Below are 20,508 nucleotides of genomic sequence, written 5' to 3'. Positions count from 1 at the left end.
CCCTCAAGGACCCGAGGACACCTTCATGACAACGACATCCCTCAGCCCCGCCGAGGTCCGCACGCTGGTCGCGGCCAACCCGGACGTGCTCCTCGTCGACGTACGGACCCCCGGCGAGTACGAGAACGCGCACATCGCCGGATCCATCAACCTCCCCCTGGATCAGATCGACCCCCACCTGGACCGGATCGTGGCCGACGCCGGGGGCACCCTCGTCCTGGTCTGCCAGTCCGGCAACCGGGCCGGCCAGTGCCAGCGCAAGCTCGCCGAGGCCGGGCTCCCCGGCACCACCGTGATGGCCGGCGGGATCAACGAGTGGGCAGCCGGCGGCGGAGACGTCGTGCGCGGGCGCACCCGGTGGGAACTGGAGCGGCAGGTCCGTCTGGCCGCCGGTGTCCTCGTCCTGCTGGGCGTCGTCGTGAGCCTCTGGTGGGGCCCGGCCCGCTTCTTCTCCGGCTTCATCGGCGCGGGTCTCACTTTCGCCGCGCTCACCAACACCTGTGCGATGGGCATGCTCATCGCACGAATGCCCTGGAACCGCCCGGCCAAGCCGGTGGACGTCAAGCAAGCCCTGAACCGGCTGCCGCGGACGGGAATCCCCTCGTGAGCGGCCGGCGCACCGGCTACCCCCAGCAGCGGCACACCGGCCCCGCCCGGCTGCTGCCGCTGCTGGGGTGGCTCCCCGACTACTCGCGCGCGGTCCTCCGCCACGACCTCGTCGCGGGGCTGACCGTCGCCGTCATGCTGGTGCCGCAGAGCATGGCCTACGCGACGCTGGCCGGTATGCCGCCGGTGACCGGCCTGTACGCCTCCGTCGTCCCGCTGCTGGTCTACGCCCTGCTGGGCAGTTCCGGTTCCCTCGCCGTCGGTCCCGTCGCGATCACCGCGCTGATGACCGGGACGGCACTGGCTCCGCTCGCGAACGGCGATCCGGCCCGCTACGCGGCACTCGCCGGGCTGCTGGCCGTGCTCACCGGAGCGGTGCAGCTACTCATGGGGGCCCTGAGGCTGGGGGCGCTGACGTCCTTCATGTCGCACTCGGTACTGTCCGGCTTCACCTCCGCCGCCGCCCTGGTCATCGCGGCCAGCCAGCTCAAGGACCTGCTCGGCCTCGACGCGGCCCGGGCCGACGGCCTCCCCGGCACTCTCGTGGCGCTCTGGGAGGGCGCGGGCACCGCCCACCTCCTGACCATCGCGGTCTCCGTCACGGCCCTCACCGCCCTGGTCCTGCTCCGCCGCCGGCTGCCCAGGCTGCCCGGAGCGCTGATCGTGGTCGCCGGAGTGACCGCGGCCAGTGCCCTGCTCTCCCTCGGTGACCGAGGCGTCCGGGTGCTCGGCGACGTCCCCGGCGGGCTGCCGGTACCCGCGCTGCCGACCCTTTCCGGTGCCGACGTCGGCGCCCTGCTGCCCGCGGCGGTGGCGATCGCCCTCGTCTCCTACCTGGAGGGCATCGCCGTCGCCACCTCGCTGGCGGCCAAGGCCGGCCAGCGTGTCAGCCCGGGAAAGGAACTGGTCGCCATCGGCGCCGCCAACACCTCCGCCGGGTTGTTCGGAGCCTTCCCCGTTGCCGGAGGGTTCTCCCGCAGCGCCGTCAACTTCGCCGCCGGTGCCCGCACTCCGATGGCCACCGCGGTGACCGCCACCGTGGTCGCCCTGACCGCGCTCCTGCTCACCCCTGCCTTCCACCATCTGCCGAAGGCCGTCCTCGCGGCCATCGTGGTGACGGCCGTCCTCGGCCTGGTCGACATCCACGGCGCGCGGCGGACATGGCGCACCCGGCGTGCCGACGGCGTCGCTCTCGCCGTCACCTTCGCGGTCACCCTGCTGGCCGGTGTCGAACCCGGACTGGCCGCCGGCATCGCCTTCAGCGTCGCGGTGTTCCTGTGGCGCTCCTCGCGGCCCCACCTGGCCGAACTCGGGCAGGTCCCCGGGACCCAGGCCTACCGCAACATCCGTCGCTACCCCGGCCTGCACACCGACCCCGGGACTGCCGTGGTGCGGGTCGACGGTCCCCTCTACTTCGCCAGCGCGCAGCGCGTCGAGAAGGCGCTGCTGGAACTGGCCGAAGCCCGCCCGGAGCTGCACACCCTGGTCCTCGACGCCTCCGCCGTCAGTGACTGCGACGCGGACGGGGCCCACGCGTTGGCGTCCCTGAACCGGCTGCTGGGCGACCGGGACGTCGTTCTGCGGCTGGCCACCGTGCGCGGACCGGTCCGCGACCTGCTCGGCCAGGCTGGGATCTGGTCGCCCCTCGTCGCAGCCCGCCAGGTCCATCGCGACGTGCCCGACGCCCTCGGCGCCGCCCGGGGGTCGGCCCCCTCCTCCGCACCCGCCCTCGAGGTTCTGTGAATGTCCCGCTACGCCACTCCGTCACCCGCGTCGACGGCCGGATGGGGCAGTCGGCCGGAACCGCTGACGTCGCTTGCGGCCGGGATCCGCCTCTCGCGTGCTCGCGGGGGCCAGGTCCGGACCCTCTCGGATCGTATACCCGGCGGGGTATCCTGGTGACAAGGCGTCCGAAAGAGGGAGGTAAGTCGTGAAAGTCGAAGAGCAAGCCGCGGCGGCGGTACTCAACCGGCTCCGCCGGGCCCAGGGCCAGCTGGCCGGCGTCATCGCCATGATCGAGGCAGGGCGGGACTGCAAGGACGTCGTCCCTCAACTCGCCGCCGTGTCCCGTGCGCTCGACCGCGCCGGATTCAAGATCGTCGCCAGTGGTATGCGCCAGTGCATGGCGGACGAGCAGGAAGGCTCCGACTCCATGACCGAGGAGGACCTCGAGAAGCTCTTCCTGAGCCTGGCCTGAGAAACGCACGTCACGAGAGACCGACCCGTCTCGTTGACACGGCGGACGCGTCGTGTCACGACGGAAGGAGGGCGCCATGGTTTCGGACGGGACCCGACACCCGCTGTTCGCCCGGTTCTACGCCGGGGTCGCCGGACCGGCGCTGGAGAAGGCCGGAATGGCCGACTACCGCAGACGTCTGACGGCAGGGCTGGCGGGTGAAGTCGTCGAGATCGGCGCAGGCCATGGCCTGAACTTCCCGCACTACCCGCCGGACGTCACGAGGCTTGTCGCGGTCGAGCCCGAGCCGCGCCTGCGCGCGCTCGCCACCCGGGCCGCGCGTACCGCCCCCGTCCCTGTCGACGTGACCGGCGCCCGCGCCGAGCGGCTTCCCTTCGTCGACGGCTCCTTCGACTCCGCGGTGGCCTGCCTGGTGCTGTGCTCGATCGCTGATCCGGCAGCCGCCCTGGCCGAGCTCCACCGCGTTCTGTGCCCCGGCGGACGACTGCGCTTCTTCGAGCACGTCCGAGCCGACACCGCCGCGATGCGACGCGTTCAGGCTTTCGTGGACGCGACGTTCTGGCCACGGCTGTGCGGCGGCTGCCACACCGGACGCGACACCCGGTCGGCCATCACAGCCGCCGGTTTCACCGTCACGGAGATCGAGCACTTTCCCTTTCCGCCCACCAGGGTTCCGTCCCCGGCTGCCGCCCACGTCCTCGGTACGGCCGTCCGCCCCTAAGTGTGACCACCGGGAGCGAAGCTGTGAGAGCGGCCTCCGGGGCGGCATGTCGGGCTCGCTGGTGAACGGGCAACGGGTCCCGTAGGAGAGCCCCCGTGCGGTGCGACGCCCTGTCCCGTGGTCAGCCGGCCCGGCCAGGCGGGAAGTTGGTGACTCGTCGCCTGGCCGGGGGCTGTGGGGGGTGGCGTTGTGCGCCGCGGTCCGAGCCTATGGCGCCGCCTGCTACCGGCGCGTACGGCGACGGGAGGAGACCGACCCCGCCGGTCGGCGGGGTCGCCTCAGGGAGGCCGGTTGGACCGAAGGGGTGCCGTGCCTCGCCCGAACGGGCCCGGCGCGGTTGACGGCGCCGGTGGGCCGGTCGACCATGCTCGGGTGTCCACACGTGCTGTGCGCCGCCCCCTGCCCGTGCCGACCGCCACCTACCGCGTCCAGCTGCAACCCGACCATCCGTTCGCGGCCGTCGTCGAGGACGTGCCCCGTCTCGCCGACCTCGGCGTCTCCCATCTGCACCTCTCGCCGGTGCTCGAGGCCGTACCCGGCTCCACGCACGGCTACGACGTCGTCGACCACTCGCGGGTGCGCGCCGAGTTGGGCGGGGAGGACGGACTGCGGGAGCTGTCCGCCGTCGCCGCCCGGCACGGCCTGGGCCTGGTGGTGGACGTCGTCCCGAACCACATGGCCTTTCCGGTGCCCGCCCGCCTGAACCGGGCGCTGTGGCTGCTGCTGAGGGACGGCCCGGAGGCGGAGACGGCCCGCTGGTTCGACGTCGACTGGACGGCCGGCGACGGCCGGTTGCTGGTGCCGGTCCTCGCCGACCGGGTCGGCCGGGAGACCGCGGCCATGCGGGTGGCCGACGGCGAGCTGGTGTACGGCCCGCACCGCTTCCCCCTCCGCCCGGGAACGGAGTCGCTGCCGCTGCCGGAGCTGCTGGACGCCCAGCACTACCGGCTCGCCTGGTGGCGGGTGGGCCGCACGGAGCTCAACTACCGCCGCTTCTTCAGCGTCTCCGACCTGATCGCGGTGCGGGTGGAGGACCCGGAGGTCTTCGAGGCGACCCACCGCCTGCTGCTCGACCTCCTGGCCGAGGGTGTGGTGCACGGACTGCGCGTCGACCATCCGGACGGGCTCGCCGACCCCGGCGCCTATCTGCGCCTGCTGGCCGAGCGCACCGGCGGCGCGTGGACGGCCGTGGAGAAGATCCTGGCGCCCGCCGAACAGCTGCCGGCCGCCTGGCCGGTGGCCGGCACCACCGGCTACGACGCGCTGCACCGCCTGGACGGCCTGTTCACCGACCCCGGCGGACATGCGCAACTGGCTGATTTCTATCGGGAGTTCACGGGAGCAGCGGACGATCTCGGAGGGCGGTGGCGTCCCACCGAACTGCGGGCCGCGCACGAGATGCTCGGCGGCGAGCTCGCCGCCGAGCTGAACCGGCTGGTGCGGGTGGCGCTGGCCCGCCGGGACGCGGACCCGGAGCTGCGGCAGCTGGACCTGACCCCGACGGCGTTGCGCGCGGCGGCGACCGCCCTGCTGGCGCGGCTGCCGGTGTACCGCACCTACCCCCCGCCGGACACCGGGGACGGCACCCGGCTGCTCGCCCGCGCCGCGCACGAGGCGCGGTCCGCGCTGGCCCTGCCCGACGAGGTGGAAGCCGTCGACGTGGTCGTCCGACTCCTCCGCGAGGAAGGCGAGTTCGCGACCCGCTTCGCCCAGCTCTCGGGCGCGCTGCGGGCCAAGTCGGCGGAGGACACCGCCTTCTACCGGTACGCGCCGCTGCTGTCGGCCGGCGAGGTCGGCGGCGACCCCGGCCACCCGGCGGTCAGCACCTCGGAGTTCCACGAGTACTGCGCGCGTCAGCGGAGGGACTGGCCGCACGGGCAGACCGTGCTCACCACCCACGACACCAAGCGCAGCGCCGACGTGCGGGCCGCGCTGGCGGTGCTCACCGAGTGCCCGGAGCGGTGGCGACGGCTGCTCGCGGACGTCTCCGGCCCGGCTGCGGGGCCGGCCGACGACGGCTCCACCGCGCTTGATCCGCACACCGTCTGGACGGGCTGGCAGACCGCCTACGGGCTCGGCGTCCCCGACCGCGACCGGTTGGCCGGCGCCCTGTTGAAGGCCGCACGCGAGGCGAAGCTGCACACCACCTGGACGGAACCTGACACCCTCCACGAGGAACTGGTCGAACGTTTTGTCGACAAGTCGCTGTGCGGTCAGGGCTTCGACGCGGTGACGGCACTCGCCGAGGAGCTGGCCCCGCACCTCCGGGCCGGCGCGCTGGGGCGCCGGCTGCTGCACCTGACCATGCCCGGCGTGCCCGACCTCTACCAGGGCACCGAGGACGAGTACCGGGCGCTGGTCGACCCCGACAACCGCAACCCGCACCGGGTGCGGCCGGCCGGCGACGCGCCGGGGGAGCGGCGTGCGCTGACCCGCACCGCGCTGCGGCTGCGTCGCGAGAGGCCCGAGTGGTTCGACGAGCGCGGCGACTACCAGCCGCTGTACGCCGACGGACCGGCCGCCGAGCACTGCGTCGCGTTCACCAGGGCCGGCGCGGTGGTCACCGTGGCGACCCGGCTGAGTATGCGGCTCGCGGAAGCCGGCGGCTGGTGCGGCACCTCGCTGACTCTGCCCGACGGCCGGTGGACCGACCTGCTGGCCACCGAGGAGTCCGCGCCGGACCTGGCGGGGCGCGTCACCCTCGGGGAGCTGACCCGAAGAGCGCCCGTCGCCCTGCTCGTCCGCCGCTGACCGGGCACCGGGCGCCCCCGCTCGCCTCCCGACCCCCCGCCGGGCGGCGCGCCTCAGGGCGCGGTCAGCCGGAAGCCGACCTGGCCGAACCTGACACGGTCGCCCGGACGCACCGACACCGAACCGGTGATGCGCCGGTCGTTCACCCAGGTGCCGTTGGAGGATCCGAGGTCCCGCAACGTCCAGCCGTTGCCGGTGAAGCGGACCTGGGCGTGCGCGCGGGAGACCGTGTGGTCGGTGAGCCGCAGCACCGAGCCGGGTGCCCGGCCGATGGAGAGCGCGTAGGGACCGGAGGCCGGGAGCTGCAACTCCGGCAGTTCCTCCGCCCGCCACGCGCGCCGCAGCTTCGCCCGCAGCAGCGCCATTCCACCGACCAGCCGCACCAGCGCGTTCTCCCGGGCCGGCCGCGCCTGCCCCACCGGGCGGAGGTCGTACAGCACCGCGTGGAGTTCGTCCGGGCGCTGCGCCTTGAGGATCAGTTCCGCGCGCCCCTCGAAGGTGTCCTGCGAGACCCGGCCGCGTACCGCCGCGTCCCGCAGCAGCTCCAGCGCACGCTCCCGCTCGGCGTCCGAAAGCCGCGGGGGTTGTGCGCTGAAATCGAGGGAGGTCATGGCAGCACATTGTCCTGCGTGCGACGACGACTGTCCAGGCGGCCCGTTGCGCCCGCACCCGGCCCGACGGCCGCCCCTGGTTCGCCGTCCAACCGGGGAAGGACGCGGTGGCGGAAAACCCGGTGCGCGGGCCGCGGCCGGCCGCTACCGTGACGCGTCGACGCCCGATCAGCGGTCGGTGCCGCCCACCGACGGCGGCCCGGGCCGGACCAGGAAGGAGGCGAGAGCGATGCGGTTCTCCGCCACACAGCGCTCCACCGCCAGGTGGAGCGACAGCACGCGCTCCCTCCCCGTCCACCGGGCGTCGCCGCCGGGAGCGCACCCCATGTCTTCCGGAAGGAACTCCCTTGACCGACCTGGTCGTTCGCGCGCTCGCTGAGAACGAGGCGCGCGAGGTCTTCACCTCGATGCCCGACGCCGGCCTGGTGGGCCGACCGCTGCTGGGCCGCGCCTACGGGACGGTCGCCGAGGGCGGCGAGTACCGCCCCGACTGGACCTTTGTCGCCGAACGGGACGGCGAGGTGGTCGCCAGGGCCGCGCTGTGGGCGGGCCCCGAGGACACCCGACCGCGCATCCTGGACTGGTTCGACTGCCTCGACGAGGAGGACGGCGTCCAGCTGCTGCGGGCGCTGCCCGCACGCCCCGAGTTCGAACTGATCCTGCCGCCCGGCTGGCGCACCGACCCGGCGGTCCGCGCCGCCGCGGAGAAGCGCATCGGCGCCGCCGAACGCGCCGGTTACCACCCGCTCGTCGAGCGGTACCGCTACGTGTGGACCGAGGCGAACGGACTGCCTTCCCCGACCGGCACGTTGAATTTCCGTCCCGTGCCGGACGACGCCGTTGTCCTCGACCTGCTGACCCGCGTCCAGGAGGGCACGCTCGACGCCCACGACCGACGGACCATCGCCCAGAGCGGCCCGACCGCCGCCGCCCGCGAGGAGCTGGAGTTCCTCAACTGGTGTCCCTCGCCGCGTGACTGGTGGCGGACGGCCCACACCGCCGACGGGGAACTCGTCGGCTTCCACGCCCCCGTCCACAACCCGAACGGCCCGGCCGTCGGACTGGTCGCGGTGCTTCCCGAGCACCGCGGCAACGGCTACGCACACGAGCTGCTCGTGGACTGCACCCGGTTGCTGGTCCAGCACGGCGCACAGGAGATCGCCGCCACCACCGACGTGGGCAACCACCCCATGGCGGCGGCGTTCGCCCGGGCCGGCTACCCGGTCGTCCAGCACCGCTACTGCATGGTCTGAGCCACCCCGCCGGTACGAGCCGCCCGCCCGTACGAGCCGCCGCCCGGCACCCCGTCAGGAGTGCCGGGCGGCGGCGCGCCGGAGAGCGCCTACTGGCACAGCGGCCACCGGCGTCGGACGATGGGCGCATGCTGTTCGAGGTGTGGGCGCCGAACGCCGGAAAGGTCGAGCTCCGGCTCGACGGCCGTACCCGTCCGATGGACCCCGACCCGGCCGCGAGCGGCTGGTGGCGGCTCACGGCCGCCGCCACGGCGGGCGCCCGCTACGGCTTTGTACTGGACGACGGGCCCGTGCTGCCCGATCCGCGTGCACGCCGCCAGCCGGACGGGCCTGAGGGGCTGAGCGCGGTCGTCGACCACACCGCCCATCACTGGCACCACCCGTGGCCGGGACGCGATCTGACCGGCGCGGTCCTCTACGAACTGCACGTCGGCACGTTCACCGAGGAGGGCACGTTCGCCGCCGCCGCGGAACGTCTGGGCCATCTGGCGGACCTCGGCGTCAGCCACGTGCAGCTGATGCCGGTGTGCCCCTTTCCCGGAACGCACGGCTGGGGATACGACGGCGTGGCGCCGTGGGCCGTGCACGAGCCCTACGGCGGCCCGGACGGACTGAAGGCGTTCGTCGACGCCGCCCACGGCCACGGCCTGGGCGTCGTGCTCGACGTCGTCCACAACCACCTCGGCCCCTCGGGCAACCGACTCCCCGAGTTCGGCCCCTACTTCACCGACCGCTACCACACGCCGTGGGGCTCGGCGGTCAACCTCGACGGCCCCGGGTCGGACGAGGTCCGCGACTACTTCGTCGGCAGCGCCCTGGCCTTCCTGCGCGATTACCGGCTGGACGGGCTGCGCCTGGACGCCGTACACGCGCTCGCCGACAGCCGCGCCGAACACTTCCTCCACCAACTCTCCGCCGCCGTCGGCGAACTGTCGGCCGACCTCGGCCGCCCGCTGTTCCTCATCGCCGAGTCCGACCGCAACGACCCGCTGACCTGCACGCCACGCGAACAGAACGGCCTGGGGCTGGAAGCCCAGTGGAACGACGACTTCCACCACGCGCTGCACGTCGCCCTCACCGGGGAGTCCCACGGCTACTACGCGGACTTCGCCCGCGCCCCGCTCGCCACCCTCGCCCGCACCCTGACCGACGGCTTCTTCCACGCCGGCACCTACTCCTCCTTCCGCGGCCGCCGCCACGGCCGTCCGCTCGACCGCTCCACCACACCGGCTTCCCGGCTGCTCGGCTACACGCAGACCCACGACCAGGTCGGCAACCGGGCGACCGGCGACCGGCTGACCCCGGCCCTGGACCCGGGCCTCGCCGCCTGCGCCGCCGCCCTGGTGCTGTGCGGGCCGTTCACCCCGATGCTGTTCATGGGCGAGGAGTGGGGCGCGTCCACGCCGTGGCAGTACTTCACCGACCACCCCGACCCCGAGCTGGCCGAAGCCGTACGAGTCGGCCGCAGAAGGGAGTTCGCCGACCACGGCTGGCCGGCGGACGCCGTGCCCGACCCACAGGATCCGGCCACCCGCGCGCGCTCGGTACTCGACTGGACCGAACCGACGCGGGCCCCGCACGCCGAACTGCTCGACTGGTACCGCACCCTGCTCGCCATCCGCCGCACCCACCTGGCCCCCGGACTCCCGTTGGCCGCGACCCACGTCGACCACGACGAGGAGGCCCGCACCCTCACCGTCCGCCACGGCGTACTGGCGGTCTCGGTGAACCTCGGAGAGGGGATCGCCTCGCCCGCCGTGCCGCCGGGCGCGCTGCCGCTCGCCGCGAGCGCGGGCGCCGAGGCGCTGACCCTGCCGCCGCACTCCGCCGCCGTGTTCCTGCTGCCACCCGACGAGGCGCGGCAGCACGGCAGTTGATGCGGGATACTGCTGTGACGTTCGACGAGCCGCAGTAGGCTTCCCCGGTCCGGCATGATCGGGATCGGTGACCGGTGGGGGCGGCGGAAGGCGGTGTGCAGGTGAGTTCGGGAGAGCTTGAGCTCCCCCCTGGTGAGAACGGTGTTCCCGAGGACGCCGGCGCGAACGGTCGGGCCGGCTCCGCCGACCCGCTGCCCGGAGCCGTGTCACTGGCCCGTCCCATGGAGATCGGCGTGGAGCTGAACTGGGACGCGCACGCCTGGGCGGAGGTGCGCACCAGGGCGCAGCGCGCCGGCCGTGCGTACGTCTGGCTCAACCTCGTCGAGCAGCGGCTGCGTGCGGTGGTCGCGGGTGTGCTGCGACCGATCTACGAGCCGGTGCACGGGGACGAGTGGGTGATCGCCGCCGCCGGGCCGGCCGGCCAGGAGTGGGTGCAGCGGGCCGTCGCGGTACGGGAGGTGAGCCGCCGCAAGGGCTACGTGCTCGACCCGGCCGACGACAACCTGCTCTCCTTCCTCACGATGCCGCAGCTGCGCGAACTGATCGTCCAGCACTGGCCCTGCTACGAGCCGTACTTCGAGCAGCGCCGGGAGCTCGAACTGGCGCTGGACGAACTGGAGGTGGCGCGCAGCGCCGTCTCCCGCAACCGGGCGCTGCCTCCGCCGGTGCTCGCCCAGGCCGAACGAACCTCGGCGCGCCTGCTCGAACTGCTGGGTGCCGGTGGCGAGGTGCCCTCCGCCGGTCGGCTGCCCGTCGACGCCGTGGAGGAGTTGGTCGGCGACCGCTTCGCCGACGTGGTCGGCGTCCACCGGGACCGGGTCCGGCTCCAACGGCAGCTGCCGGCCGAGGACCTGTTCGGTGGGGCCCGGCGCATCGACGCGATGGGCATAGGCCTCAACCTGCTGGTGCAGAACTACTCGGGCCGCCGGCTGGTGCGGCTCGCCGAGGACGGCTGCCGGATGCGGCTGCTGTTCCTCAACCCCGCCTCCAGCGCCGTCCGCCGCCGCGAACGCGAACTCGGCCTCAAAAGAGGCGAGATGAGCAGGGCCGTGGAGATGAACATCCTGCACATGCGCCGGGTGCGGGCCCGGGTGCGGGACACCAGCGCCGTGGAGATCCAGGTCTTCGACGAGACACCGCGCTTCACCGCCTACCTGGTGGACGGCGACGGCCCCGACGGGCTCGGCGTCGTGCAGTCCTATCTGCGCCGGGCGCGCGGCCTGGAAGCACCGGTGCTGGTGCTGCGGGGTGGCGCCCGTCGCCTGCGCCAGACGCCGGAGGGCACCGCCGAGCGGCGGCCCCAGGACGACGACGGCGGCCTCTTCGACACCTACCGGGAGGAGTTCGAGTCCGCCTGGCAGGACGCCCGACCGGTCTCGTGACGGGGCTGGACACGACCGTCGTCCACAGACGCGGTGGAGAAGCCCGCACCCGCCCGTCCCGGCCCTGACGCTCCTCCTGGCTGTCGGTGGTCGGCGCTAGCCTGCGCGGATGACCACAGTCACCGCTTACGCGGCCCTGCTCCGAGGCGTCAACGTCGGCGGCCACCGCAAGGTGCCGATGGCCGACCTGCGGGAGGTCGCGGCCGGCCTGGGCTGGCGTGACGTCCGTACGTACCTGGCCAGCGGCAACCTCGTCTTCACCACGGACACCGCCCCGACGTCGGAACTCGCCGCCATGCTGGAGGCGGCGCTGGCCGCCCGCTTCGGTTTCCCGGTGCCCTGCCTCGTGCGGACGGGGGCGGAGTTGGCGGCGACCGTGAAGCGCCGCCCCTTCCCCGCGGCCGATGAGCAGCCCACCAGGGTGTTGGTCTACTTCCTCGACTCGCCGCCGGACGGTGAACGCCTGGCCGCGCTGGACGCGTCGGCGTTCGGGGACGAGGAGTTCCGTGTCCTCGGGCGGGAGGTCCACGCGTGGTATCCGGACGGACAGGGGCGAAGTCGACTCGCCGACGCCCTTTCCAAGGCGCTGGGAGACCGTGTGCACACCAGTCGGAACTGGCGGACAGTCACCACCCTCGCCCAGTGGACGGCGTAGGCCAAAGCGTGACCAGTTCGTGACCGCTCGGGGGTTCCCGAGCGGGACACGCCCGAGGTGTCCGATTTCAAGTTCCTTATCGCTCTATGGAGTTACGCAACGAAGTTGCGTATGTCACACCTGCTGGCGGAGCTTGAGCGAGCGCGGTCAGGTCCGTCATGGTGGCGAGCCATCCGAGTCCGGACCGGAGTGCACCCGGTCCCCGACCAAGCTCGGACGCTGCCGCCCCACGTGGCAGCCCGCCCCCCACACAAAACGGAAACGAGGAGGATCCCTCGTCATGGCGAACCACCAGCGCACCAAGCGCAACAAGCGCCGTCGTCTCACCCTGGCCATCACCGCCGCCACCGCGGTGGCTGCCGGTGGAACCCTGCTGGCCCTGCCGGCCGGTGCCTCCCCCGCGGAGGGCACCGTCCACGGCGCCGGCGCCAAGGGCGCGATCGACGGCAGCTACATCGTCATGCTCAAGGACGGCCGGGTGAACAGCGCCGACTCCGGGGAGAAGCTGGCCGACAAGTACGGCGGCAAGGTCGGCATGACCTACGAGTCCGCCGTCAACGGCTTCTCCGCCAAGGGGCTCAGCGAGACCGAGGCCCGCCGCCTGGCCGCCGACCCGGCGGTCGAGAAGGTCGTGCAGAACAAGCGCTTCACCATCAGCGAGACCCAGCAGAACCCGCCGTCCTGGGGCCTGGACCGCATCGACCAGGCGGAGACCGAGGGCGACAACGCCTACACCTACCCCGACCACGGCGGTGAGGGCGTCACCGCCTACGTCATCGACACCGGCGTGAACATCGGCCACAAGGACTTCGAGGGCCGCGCGGAGCACGGCTTCGACGCCATCGACGGGGACGACAGCGCCGACGACGGCAACGGCCACGGCACCCACGTCGCCGGCACCATCGCCGGCGCCGCGCACGGCGTCGCCAAGAAGGCGAAGATCGTGGCGGTCCGCGTGCTGGACGACAACGGCTCGGGCACCACGGAGAGTGTGATCGCCGGCATCGACTGGGTGACCGAGAACGCCGAGGGCCCGTCGGTGGCGAACATGTCGCTCGGCGGCGGCGCGGACGAGGCGCTGGACGCCGCCGTCCGCAAGTCCATCGAGGCGGGCATCACCTACGGGGTCGCCGCCGGCAACGAGTCCAGCGACGCCTCGAAGGTCTCGCCGGCCCGCGTGGAGGAGGCCATCACGGTCGCCTCCAGCACCGAGGCCGACGAGCAGTCGGACTTCTCCAACCACGGCGCGATCGTCGACCTCTACGCGCCGGGTTCCGACATCACCGCTCCCTGGATAGGCGGCGACGACGCGGTGCGCACGATCTCCGGCACCTCGATGGCCACCCCGCACGTCGTCGGCGCCGCCGCGCTGCACCTGGCGGACAACCCGGAGGCCAGCCCGGCCGACGTGGCCACCGCGCTGACCGAGGGCGCCACCCCGGACGCCATCGGCAACCCCAGCGACGGCACGCCCAACCTGCTGCTGCGCGTCGGTGAGTGACGCCGCGGACGGCTGAGCCGGGGTTGGCCGGCAACCCCCGGTGAACCGTCACCGGCGCACAAGAGGTGAGAGTCGAACCAGCCGCCCGTCGTCCCCCGGGGGACGACGGGCGGCTGCCGGTGTCAGGGGCGGAAGCGTCGCAGCGCCGCCTCCTCCGCCTCCGCCGGCACACCCACCGGTGGCCGGGTGGCCGCCGCGGTGGCGGGCCCCAGGCGCTTCAGCCACTCCCAGGTGTCGGCGACGGTCTCCTCGACGGGCCGGCAACTCAGCCCGGCGGCGCAGGCCTTGGAGACGTCCGCCCGGTGCAGCGAGTCGTGTGTCGCACCAGGCGGCAGGTAGATCGGCAGCTCCCGCCACGGCTCAAGACCGGAGGCCCCGATCTCCTCGGGCGACAGCCACTCCAACCGGGCGTCGGACCCGGTGACCCGCGCGCACGCGACCAGCAGCCCGCCCATTGTGGCGTGCCCGGAGGGGGAGACCACGTTGTACGGGCCTCCCGCGCCGTCGGCCACCCGGTCGAGTGTCCAGGCGGCCAGGTCGCGCACGTCGACGTACTGGAGGGGCAGGTCCGGCGGTCCGGGGGCCAGTACCCGGCCGCCGCGTTCGAGGCGCCGCAGCCACCACGGCAGCCGTCCGGCGTTCTCGTACCTGCCCAGCACCAGTCCCGCGCGCACCAGCAGCGCGTCCTCGCCGAAGACCTCCATGGCGGCCAGCTCGCCACCGCGCTTGTTGTGGGCGTAGTCGCCCTCCCCGGCGTCCGGCGCCGCGTCGACCACGGGCGCGTTCTCGTCCGCCCCGGGCGGTTGCGGCAGCGGATGCACCGAGCGGCTGGAGACATAGGTGAAGTGGCCCACCCGGCCGGCCAGGAGGCGTGCCGACTCCCCTACGGCCCTGGGGGCGCCGATCCAGGTGTCCACCACCGCGTCCCACTCGCCGCCCGTCAGCGCGGCGAGCCCGTCCGGCCGGGTGCGGTCCCCGAGCAACGCCGAGGCGCCCTCCGGGGAGGGCCGGTTGCCCCGGCTGAAGACGGTCACCCGCCAGCCCCGGGCCATCGCCTCCTCGGCGATGGCGCGCCCGACGAAGTCCGTTCCACCCAGCAGTAGCAGTCGCATGTCCTCACTCTCCCCGCACTCGGGTCCGAGGGCGCGAGGGCACGCTCTCCGCGTAATCGCCGAAGGCGAACGACGCACTGCGGACAGAAACCGTCCGCAACGCCGCCTACTGTGCGGGGTGTTGCGGCAAGCGCCGCCGAAGCGACCGTTGACCACGTGCACCAAGGGAGAGACATGACCTACCTCGTCACCGGAGCCACCGGAACCGTCGGCCGCCACCTGGTGGACGAACTGCTCGCGGCCGGTCACCCGGTGCGGGCGCTGACCCGCGATCCGGCCCGGGCGGGCCTGCCGGACGGGGTCGAGGTGGTCGCGGGCGACCTGAACGACCCGGAGACCGTCGCCCCCGCACTGGTCGGTGTCACCGGCGTCCACCTGATCACCTTCGGCGACGACGCGTACACGCCGCTGGAGACGGGCCCCCGGCTCGTCGCCCTGGCGACGGCCGCCGGGGTGCGGCGCGTCACGGTGCTGCAGAGCGGCTACCCGGGGCCGATCGAGGAGGCGCTGGCCGCGAGCGACCTGCACTGGACCCGGCTCCAGCCGGTCGAGTTCATGGCCAACATCCGGGACTGGATCGACAGCGTCCGCGCCGAGGGCGTCGTCCGCGAGCCCTTCGCCCACACCCGCAGCGCGCTGGTCCACGAGGCCGACATCGCGGCCGTCGCCGCGGCCGCCCTCACCGAGGACGGGCACGCGGGACGCACCCTCACCCTCACCGGCCCCGAGGCGCTGACCCGCCCGGAGAAGGTGCGCGTGCTGGCCGAGGCCGTCGGCCGCCCGATCGAGTACGTGGAACTCGGCGAGGACGAGGCCCGGCAACGCTGGAAGGAGGAGGGGCACTCGCCGGAGACGATCGAGTTCTTCGTCGAGGTGCACGGCAACGCCCCCGAGATCTCCTACACCGTGCTGCCGACGGTCCAGGAGCTGACCGGCCGCCCGCCGCGCACGTTCGCCCAGTGGGCCCGCGAACACGCCCACCTCTTCCGGGACTGAGCTCGCGTCAGCAGCCGCAGTGGTCGGCGGCCGGTCCGGTCAGCGGATCGACCGGTCGCCTCACGGTCCCCGCGTCGGTGACGACCGGCAGACCCTCGCGAGTCCAGTACTCGACTCCGCCGAGCATCTCCCGGACCCGGTAGCCGAGTCGGGCGAACTCCAGGGCGGCCCTGGTCGCGCCGTTGCAGCCGGGGCCCCAGCAGTAGGTGACCACCGGCCGGTCGAGGGGCACCAGCGCGGCGGCGCGCGCGGTGATCTCCGCGGTGGGCAGATGCAGCGCGCCGGGGAGACGGCCCTGCCGCCACGCCTCCTGCGAGCGGGAGTCGACCAGGGCGAAGCCCGGGTCGCCGTTCCCGGACAGGGCGGCGTGCACGTCGGCCACGTCGGTCTGGAAGGCGAGGCGGGCGGCGAAGAAGCCGGCGGCCGTGAGACCGCCCTCGGCTGTGGTTGTCATGATCAGCAGGCTATGGGCGCCGTGCCCGGAAGGGCAGGGATCTTCCACGGTGCAAGCGGCCCCGTCCCGGGGAAACCCTGGCATCATGCCGCCATGGCCGCTGAACCCCTGGACGACACCGACCGCCGTCTGCTCGCCGCGCTCCAGCACGACGGCCGGGCCTCCTACGCGGAGCTGGCCCGCGCGGTCTCCATGTCGCCCAGCGCGGTCACCGAGCGGGTGAGGCGCCTGGAGGAGCGCGGGGTGATCACCGGCTACGCGGCCGTCGTGGAGCCCGAGAAGCTGGGGCTCGGCGTGCTCGCCTTCGTGCGGCTGCGCTATCCCACCTCGAACTACAAGCCGCTGCACGACCTGCTGGACGTCACCCCGGAGATCCTTGAGGCCCACCACGTCACCGGCGAGGACTGCTTTGTGCTGAAGGTCGCGACCCGGTCCATGCGCCACCTGGAGGAAGTGGCCGGCCGGATAGCAACCCTCGGCCACGTCACGACCAGCGTCGTCTACTCCAGCCCGCTGCCCCGCCGCGCGGTAGGCGGCCGCCTCAGGCCGTGAGGGCGGGGAGGGCCGCGCTCTGAGTGCAGAGGGCCGGGTGCTGAGCGGCGAGGGCGGTCTCGGTGTAGCGGTGGAGGAGCAGGCGGGCCAGTTCGGGGGCGTCGCCGAGCACCGGGGCGAGGACGTCGGCCCCCGCCTCGGCGGCGCCGGCCGCGATGCGGTCCGGCAGCCGGCCCGGCGCGATGACGTAGGGCGCCACCGCCACCCGGCCGACACCCTCCGCGCGCAGCGCGCGGACGGCGTCGGCCGTGTGGGGCGGCGACGCGGAGGCGAACGCAGGCCGCACGGCGCACCAACCGGTGGTACGCCGCCACTCCCGCGCGATTTCAGCGATCACTGCGATCGCCTCCGGGTCCGTGGAGCCCGCCGAGGCCAGGACGACCCCGGTCGAGCCGATCTCGCCGGACGCCACCCCGGCCTGTGCCAGCCGCCGGTCAAGCGCCGCCGTCAGCAACCGGTCGGGCCCGAGCACGCCGGCCTGCCGGACGGTCATGCGGGGCAGCCGCGCCCCGGCCTCCCTCAGCACGGCGGGGATGTCGGCCTTGGCGTGGAAGGCCCGGGTGAGCAGCAGCGGCACCGCCGTCACCTCGCGTACCCCCTCGGCGTGAAGGCGTTCCAGGACACGCGGCACGCTGGGCGCGTTGAAGTCCAGGTAGCCGACCGCGACCCGCAGCCCGGGCCGCAGCGCCCGCACCTGCGCGCACAGCGCGGTGACCGTCGCCGCGTGGCGGGGGTCCCGGCTGCCGTGGGCGACGACAAGCAGCGCCGGGCTGTCTGGGTGGCGCATGGTGGTCCTGTCCGTGTGTTCCGTGTGTTCCGTCTGGGTGCTGGGGGAGGGGCGGGGCCCTCGCGGGAAGTGCGGCATGCCCGGGATTCGGCCGCCAGGGCCGGTGCGGATGCCGTCGGTGGGTGCCGTGGGCGGGTGCCGGTTCAGCGGTTGACGAGCAGGCCGCGGCTGCGCAGCACCCGTCGTTCCAGCGGGGCGAACACCAGCAGGTCGATGGCGATGCCCACCACGAGGATCAGCAGGATGGCACTGAGCACCATGGACATGTCCTGATAGGTGCGTCCGTTCTCCAGCAACTGGCCGAGCCCCGCGCCCAGGTCGGGGGAGTGGGCGATGATCTCGGCGGCCATCAGCGACCGCCAGGAGAACGCCCAGCCCTGCTTGAGTCCGGCGAGGTAGCCGGGCAGCGCCGCCGGCAGCAGCACGTGCCGCACTCCCGCGAAGCCCGTCGCGCCGATGACCCGACCGGCCCGCAGGTACAGCGGCGGCACCTGGTCGACCCCGGAGACCAGCCCGTTGGCGATCGAGGGCACCGCGCCCAGCAGCACCACCGCGTAGATCATCGAGTCGGTCAGGCCGAACCAGATGATCGCGGCCGGCACCCAGGCCACCGAGGGCAGCGACTGGAGACCGGTGAGGATCGGCCCGATCGCGGCCCGCACGAACCGCACCTTGGCCACCAGCAGCCCGAGCGGCGTGCCGATCGCGATGGCCACCACAAAGCCGAGCAGACCGCGCGAGACGGATGTCCACACGAAGTCCAGCAGGGTGCCCTTCAGCCACAGGTCGCGGATGGCGTCGCCGACCTGGAGCGGGCTGGGGAGCTGGTAGTCCTCCTTGAGGTTCAGCGAGTACGCCAGCTGCCACAGCACGATGACCAGAGCGACGGCGACCAGCGGCGGCACTGCCTTGCCGAGCAGGACCCGGCCGAACGGGGTACGGGTGGCGGTGGTCGGGCTCTCCAACGCGTCGAGGCCGGCCTCCAGCCCCGCCAGGTCGTTGCCGGAGCGCTGCTCGGTCGAGTCCTCGGAGGGTGGCTCTTCCCGTCCCGCGCCGGACGGCTTTGTCGTCTCAGTGCTGGCCATGGCGGCGGATCTCTCCCCGTAGCTGCTCGGTGATCTCGATGGACAGGTTCGCCACCGCGGCGTCCTCGATGCGGCGCGGCTGGGGGATGTCCACCCGCCATTCGCGGGCGACGCGCCCCGGGCGGGAGGACAGCAGGACGACGCGCTGCGCGAGTCGCACCGCCTCCCGCACGTTGTGCGTCACGAACAGGACCGAGACCTTCGTCTCGCTCCACACCCGGGTCAGCTCCTCGTGCAGCACGTCCCGGGTGATGGCGTCGAGCGCGGCGAACGGCTCGTCCATCAGCAGCAGCCGGCTGTCCTGGGCGAGCGCGCGGGCGAGCGCGACGCGCTGCCGCATACCGCCGGACAGCTCGTGCACCCGCTTGCCGTGGGCGCCGCCGAGCCGGACGAGCTCCAGCAGCCTCTCGGCCTCCTGTCGCCGCTCGGACTTCGGCAACCCGCGCATCTTCAGGGCGAGTTCGATGTTGCGGCCGGCGGTCAGCCACGGGAACAGGGCGTGCTCCTGGAACATCAGCGCGGCGCGTCCGCCCGGCACGTCGATGGTGCCGGAGGTCGGCTTGTCGAGTCCGGCGACCAGGTTGAGCAGGGTGGACTTGCCGCACCCGGAGGCGCCGAGCAGGGTGACGAACTCGCCGGGCGCGACATCCACACTGATGTCGTCGAGGACCAGCTGCTGCCGGCCCGCCTTGCCGAAGGACTTGGAGACGTGGCTGATGCGCGCGGCGTAGCCGGCCTCGACCTGCTCGTCGGCCGGTGTCGAAAGGAGAGTCGTGGACATCGGGGTCACCTCCTGGGGCTTGGGGCTGCGGTCGGTTCTCAACTGACGCCGAGGCCGGCGTCGTCCACCGGGGGCAGGCCCTCGGTCTTCCGGACCCGGTTGAGGATGCGCAGGTCGTAGATGCCGTTGAGGTCGGCCTCGCCCAACAGGCCTGCGGTGCGGGCGTGTTCGGCCTGCTCGCGCAGGGTCGAGGCGAGCGGGTCGTCGGTGACCTCGATGGCCTTGAACGCCGGGCGCAGCACCTCGTCGGGCAGCGGCCGGCCGCTGTGGCGTTCCAGCGCGGCATTGACCTGGCCCCGTGCCTGCTCGGGGTTGTCGGTGATCCAGCTGTTCGTGCGGAGCGCGCCCCGCACCACCGCCTCGACGACCTCCGGGTGTTCCTTCAGGAACCGCTGGGAGGCCACCAGGTGGGTGGTGACGAACCTGCCGTCCTCCCACAGGTCGCGTTCGTCGACGAGCACCTTCCCGCCCCTGTTGACCACGGCGGACGCGGTCGGCTCGGGGACCCAGGCGCCGTCGATGCCGCCCTGCTGGAAGGTGGTCGGGATCTCCTTGTTGTCCTGCCGGATGACAAGGACGTCGCCGCGGCCGCTGTCGGGGTCGACCTTGTGGCCGCGTTCGGAGAGGAAGTTCAGCAGTGCCACGTCCTGGGTGTTGCCGTGCTGCGGGGTGGCGATCCGCTTGCCCTTGAGGTCGGCGACGGACTTCACCCGGTCGGGGTTGACGACCAGGGAGGCACCGCCGGAGGTGGCGCCGGCCACGATCCGCAGGTTGCGGCCGCCCGCCTTCACATAGCCGTTGACGGCCGGCGACGGGCCGATCCAGGTGAGGTCGACCGATCCGGCGTTCAACGCCTCGATGGCCGAGGGCCCGGCGTTGAACAGGTACGGCTTGACCTGGGTGCCGCCGAGTTCCTTCTGGATCTGGCCGCCGGAGCCCAGGCCCACCAGAGCGGTGGCGTGGGTGACGTTCGGGAAGAAGCCGATGCGGACCTCGTCCAGGCCGCCGGTCTTCGGCCCGCTGGCCCGAGGGGTGTCGTCCTGCGCGGCCTGCGAACCGTAGCCGCAACCGGCCAGCAGCAGCGAGGCCGCCGTCGCCAGTGCGACAAGCGGTCCCGGCACGCGGCGGGCGCGGAAGCGGGTACGGGTGACGGGCATCGGAGGGTCCTCTCGGCAGGTCGGCTACGG

At 73.2% G+C, this 20,508-nt stretch carries 19 protein-coding genes; 12 read left to right on the top strand and 7 right to left on the bottom strand.

All coding sequences use genetic code 11. The annotated features are described in order from the left end of the window. Positions 1-25: 25 nt before the first annotated feature. The 5 genes from GL263_RS00095 to treY all read left to right on the top strand — a co-directional run bounded on the left by GL263_RS00095 (position 26) and on the right by treY (position 6,275). Positions 26-607, top strand: a complete 582-nt coding sequence (locus GL263_RS00095; protein WP_182853423.1) for a rhodanese-like domain-containing protein — start codon at positions 26-28, stop codon at positions 605-607. Continuing rightward, entirely contained in the window at positions 604-2,349 is a 1,746-nt protein-coding gene (locus GL263_RS00090; protein WP_182853422.1) for a SulP family inorganic anion transporter, read from the top strand. The genes GL263_RS00095 and GL263_RS00090 overlap by 4 nt, the downstream gene beginning before the upstream one ends. Before the next feature lie 187 nt (positions 2,350-2,536). Further along, positions 2,537-2,803: a metal-sensitive transcriptional regulator gene (locus GL263_RS00085; protein ID WP_182853421.1), complete on the top strand. Its 267-nt coding sequence runs from the start codon at positions 2,537-2,539 to the stop codon at positions 2,801-2,803. Positions 2,804-2,879: 76 nt separating this feature from the next. Further along, positions 2,880-3,524 carry a class I SAM-dependent methyltransferase gene (locus GL263_RS00080; RefSeq protein ID WP_182853420.1) on the top strand — a complete coding sequence of 215 codons (645 nt, stop codon included), beginning with the start codon at positions 2,880-2,882 and terminating at the stop codon, positions 3,522-3,524. Positions 3,525-3,896: 372 nt separating this feature from the next. After that, the gene (gene treY / locus GL263_RS00075; protein ID WP_323379185.1) at positions 3,897-6,275 is read left to right on the top strand and encodes a malto-oligosyltrehalose synthase; all 2,379 of its coding nucleotides are present in this window, start codon (positions 3,897-3,899) and stop codon (positions 6,273-6,275) included. A 53-nt stretch (positions 6,276-6,328) separates the two neighbouring features. Here the strand turns inward: treY and GL263_RS00070 are convergent, their stop codons facing one another. Beyond that, positions 6,329-6,886 (bottom strand): FHA domain-containing protein, encoded by a 558-nt coding sequence (locus tag GL263_RS00070; RefSeq protein WP_182853419.1) that lies wholly within the window; start codon positions 6,884-6,886, stop codon positions 6,329-6,331. Positions 6,887-7,233: 347 nt separating this feature from the next. Here GL263_RS00070 and GL263_RS00065 point away from each other — a divergent pair, with 347 nt between their 5' ends. From GL263_RS00065 to GL263_RS00045, 5 genes are all read left to right on the top strand, one after another. Then, positions 7,234-8,139 carry a GNAT family N-acetyltransferase gene (locus tag GL263_RS00065; RefSeq protein ID WP_182853418.1) on the top strand — a complete coding sequence of 302 codons (906 nt, stop codon included), beginning with the start codon at positions 7,234-7,236 and terminating at the stop codon, positions 8,137-8,139. Between the two features lie 128 nt (positions 8,140-8,267). After that, entirely contained in the window at positions 8,268-10,016 is a 1,749-nt protein-coding gene (gene treZ, locus GL263_RS00060; protein WP_182853417.1) for a malto-oligosyltrehalose trehalohydrolase, read from the top strand. A 101-nt stretch (positions 10,017-10,117) separates the two neighbouring features. Further along, positions 10,118-11,398, top strand: a complete 1,281-nt coding sequence (locus GL263_RS00055; protein ID WP_182853416.1) for a DUF5919 domain-containing protein — start codon at positions 10,118-10,120, stop codon at positions 11,396-11,398. Positions 11,399-11,507: 109 nt separating this feature from the next. Next, complete coding sequence (locus tag GL263_RS00050; protein WP_182853415.1) at positions 11,508-12,053, top strand: DUF1697 domain-containing protein; 546 nt, start codon at positions 11,508-11,510, stop codon at positions 12,051-12,053. A 280-nt stretch (positions 12,054-12,333) separates the two neighbouring features. Continuing rightward, positions 12,334-13,554 (top strand): S8 family peptidase, encoded by a 1,221-nt coding sequence (locus GL263_RS00045; RefSeq protein ID WP_182853414.1) that lies wholly within the window; start codon positions 12,334-12,336, stop codon positions 13,552-13,554. A 122-nt stretch (positions 13,555-13,676) separates the two neighbouring features. On the opposite strand, the gene GL263_RS00040 is transcribed toward GL263_RS00045, so the two are convergent. Beyond that, complete coding sequence (locus GL263_RS00040; protein WP_182853413.1) at positions 13,677-14,666, bottom strand: Rossmann-fold NAD(P)-binding domain-containing protein; 990 nt, start codon at positions 14,664-14,666, stop codon at positions 13,677-13,679. A 174-nt stretch (positions 14,667-14,840) separates the two neighbouring features. Here GL263_RS00040 and GL263_RS00035 point away from each other — a divergent pair, with 174 nt between their 5' ends. Further along, positions 14,841-15,662 carry an NAD(P)H-binding protein gene (locus tag GL263_RS00035; protein WP_182853412.1) on the top strand — a complete coding sequence of 274 codons (822 nt, stop codon included), beginning with the start codon at positions 14,841-14,843 and terminating at the stop codon, positions 15,660-15,662. A gap of 7 nt (positions 15,663-15,669) precedes the next feature. Here the strand turns inward: GL263_RS00035 and GL263_RS00030 are convergent, their stop codons facing one another. Next, the gene (locus tag GL263_RS00030) at positions 15,670-16,116 is read right to left on the bottom strand and encodes a rhodanese-like domain-containing protein (protein WP_182853411.1); all 447 of its coding nucleotides are present in this window, start codon (positions 16,114-16,116) and stop codon (positions 15,670-15,672) included. A gap of 93 nt (positions 16,117-16,209) precedes the next feature. Here GL263_RS00030 and GL263_RS00025 point away from each other — a divergent pair, with 93 nt between their 5' ends. After that, positions 16,210-16,668, top strand: coding sequence for an Lrp/AsnC family transcriptional regulator (locus GL263_RS00025; RefSeq protein ID WP_182853410.1), 459 nt, complete (start codon positions 16,210-16,212; stop codon positions 16,666-16,668). Here GL263_RS00025 and GL263_RS00020 read toward each other — a convergent pair. From GL263_RS00020 to GL263_RS00005, 4 genes are all read right to left on the bottom strand, one after another. Further along, positions 16,658-17,455, bottom strand: coding sequence for a sirohydrochlorin chelatase (locus GL263_RS00020; protein WP_182853409.1), 798 nt, complete (start codon positions 17,453-17,455; stop codon positions 16,658-16,660). The two genes, GL263_RS00025 and GL263_RS00020, sit on opposite strands and share 11 nt — an antisense overlap. A 143-nt stretch (positions 17,456-17,598) precedes the next feature. Beyond that, a complete protein-coding gene (locus GL263_RS00015; protein WP_182853408.1) occupies positions 17,599-18,540 on the bottom strand; it encodes an ABC transporter permease in 942 nt (313 codons plus the stop codon). Then, positions 18,527-19,321 (bottom strand): ABC transporter ATP-binding protein, encoded by a 795-nt coding sequence (locus tag GL263_RS00010; protein WP_182853407.1) that lies wholly within the window; start codon positions 19,319-19,321, stop codon positions 18,527-18,529. The genes GL263_RS00015 and GL263_RS00010 overlap by 14 nt, the downstream gene beginning before the upstream one ends. Before the next feature lie 38 nt (positions 19,322-19,359). Further along, entirely contained in the window at positions 19,360-20,478 is a 1,119-nt protein-coding gene (locus GL263_RS00005; protein WP_182853406.1) for an ABC transporter substrate-binding protein, read from the bottom strand. Between the last annotated feature and the right edge of the window lie 30 nt (positions 20,479-20,508).

It is taken from the genome of Streptomyces durbertensis, from assembly GCF_014156695.1.
GTDB classification, from domain to species: domain Bacteria; phylum Actinomycetota; class Actinomycetes; order Streptomycetales; family Streptomycetaceae; genus Streptomyces; species Streptomyces durbertensis.
Note: the sequence above shows the minus strand (reverse complement) of the source record. Positions and strands in the feature narration are given on the sequence as shown.

Excerpts from the sequence above, each read along its gene's own strand:
- GL263_RS00010 (WP_182853407.1), bottom strand. The coding sequence starts at position 19,321 with ATGTCCACGACTCTCCTTTCGACACCGGCCGACGAGCAGGTCGAGGCC.
- GL263_RS00005 (WP_182853406.1), bottom strand. The coding sequence starts at position 20,478 with ATGCCCGTCACCCGTACCCGCTTCCGCGCCCGCCGCGTGCCGGGACCG.
- GL263_RS00095 (WP_182853423.1), top strand. The coding sequence starts at position 26 with ATGACAACGACATCCCTCAGCCCCGCCGAGGTCCGCACGCTGGTCGCG.
- GL263_RS00025 (WP_182853410.1), top strand. The coding sequence starts at position 16,210 with ATGGCCGCTGAACCCCTGGACGACACCGACCGCCGTCTGCTCGCCGCG.
- GL263_RS00035 (WP_182853412.1), top strand. The coding sequence starts at position 14,841 with ATGACCTACCTCGTCACCGGAGCCACCGGAACCGTCGGCCGCCACCTG.
- GL263_RS00045 (WP_182853414.1), top strand. The coding sequence starts at position 12,334 with ATGGCGAACCACCAGCGCACCAAGCGCAACAAGCGCCGTCGTCTCACC.
- GL263_RS00030 (WP_182853411.1), bottom strand. The coding sequence starts at position 16,116 with ATGACAACCACAGCCGAGGGCGGTCTCACGGCCGCCGGCTTCTTCGCC.
- GL263_RS00070 (WP_182853419.1), bottom strand. The coding sequence starts at position 6,886 with ATGACCTCCCTCGATTTCAGCGCACAACCCCCGCGGCTTTCGGACGCC.
- GL263_RS00020 (WP_182853409.1), bottom strand. The coding sequence starts at position 17,455 with ATGCGCCACCCAGACAGCCCGGCGCTGCTTGTCGTCGCCCACGGCAGC.
- GL263_RS00050 (WP_182853415.1), top strand. The coding sequence starts at position 11,508 with ATGACCACAGTCACCGCTTACGCGGCCCTGCTCCGAGGCGTCAACGTC.
- GL263_RS00080 (WP_182853420.1), top strand. The coding sequence starts at position 2,880 with ATGGTTTCGGACGGGACCCGACACCCGCTGTTCGCCCGGTTCTACGCC.
- GL263_RS00015 (WP_182853408.1), bottom strand. The coding sequence starts at position 18,540 with ATGGCCAGCACTGAGACGACAAAGCCGTCCGGCGCGGGACGGGAAGAG.
- GL263_RS00040 (WP_182853413.1), bottom strand. The coding sequence starts at position 14,666 with ATGCGACTGCTACTGCTGGGTGGAACGGACTTCGTCGGGCGCGCCATC.
- treZ (WP_182853417.1), top strand. The coding sequence starts at position 8,268 with ATGCTGTTCGAGGTGTGGGCGCCGAACGCCGGAAAGGTCGAGCTCCGG.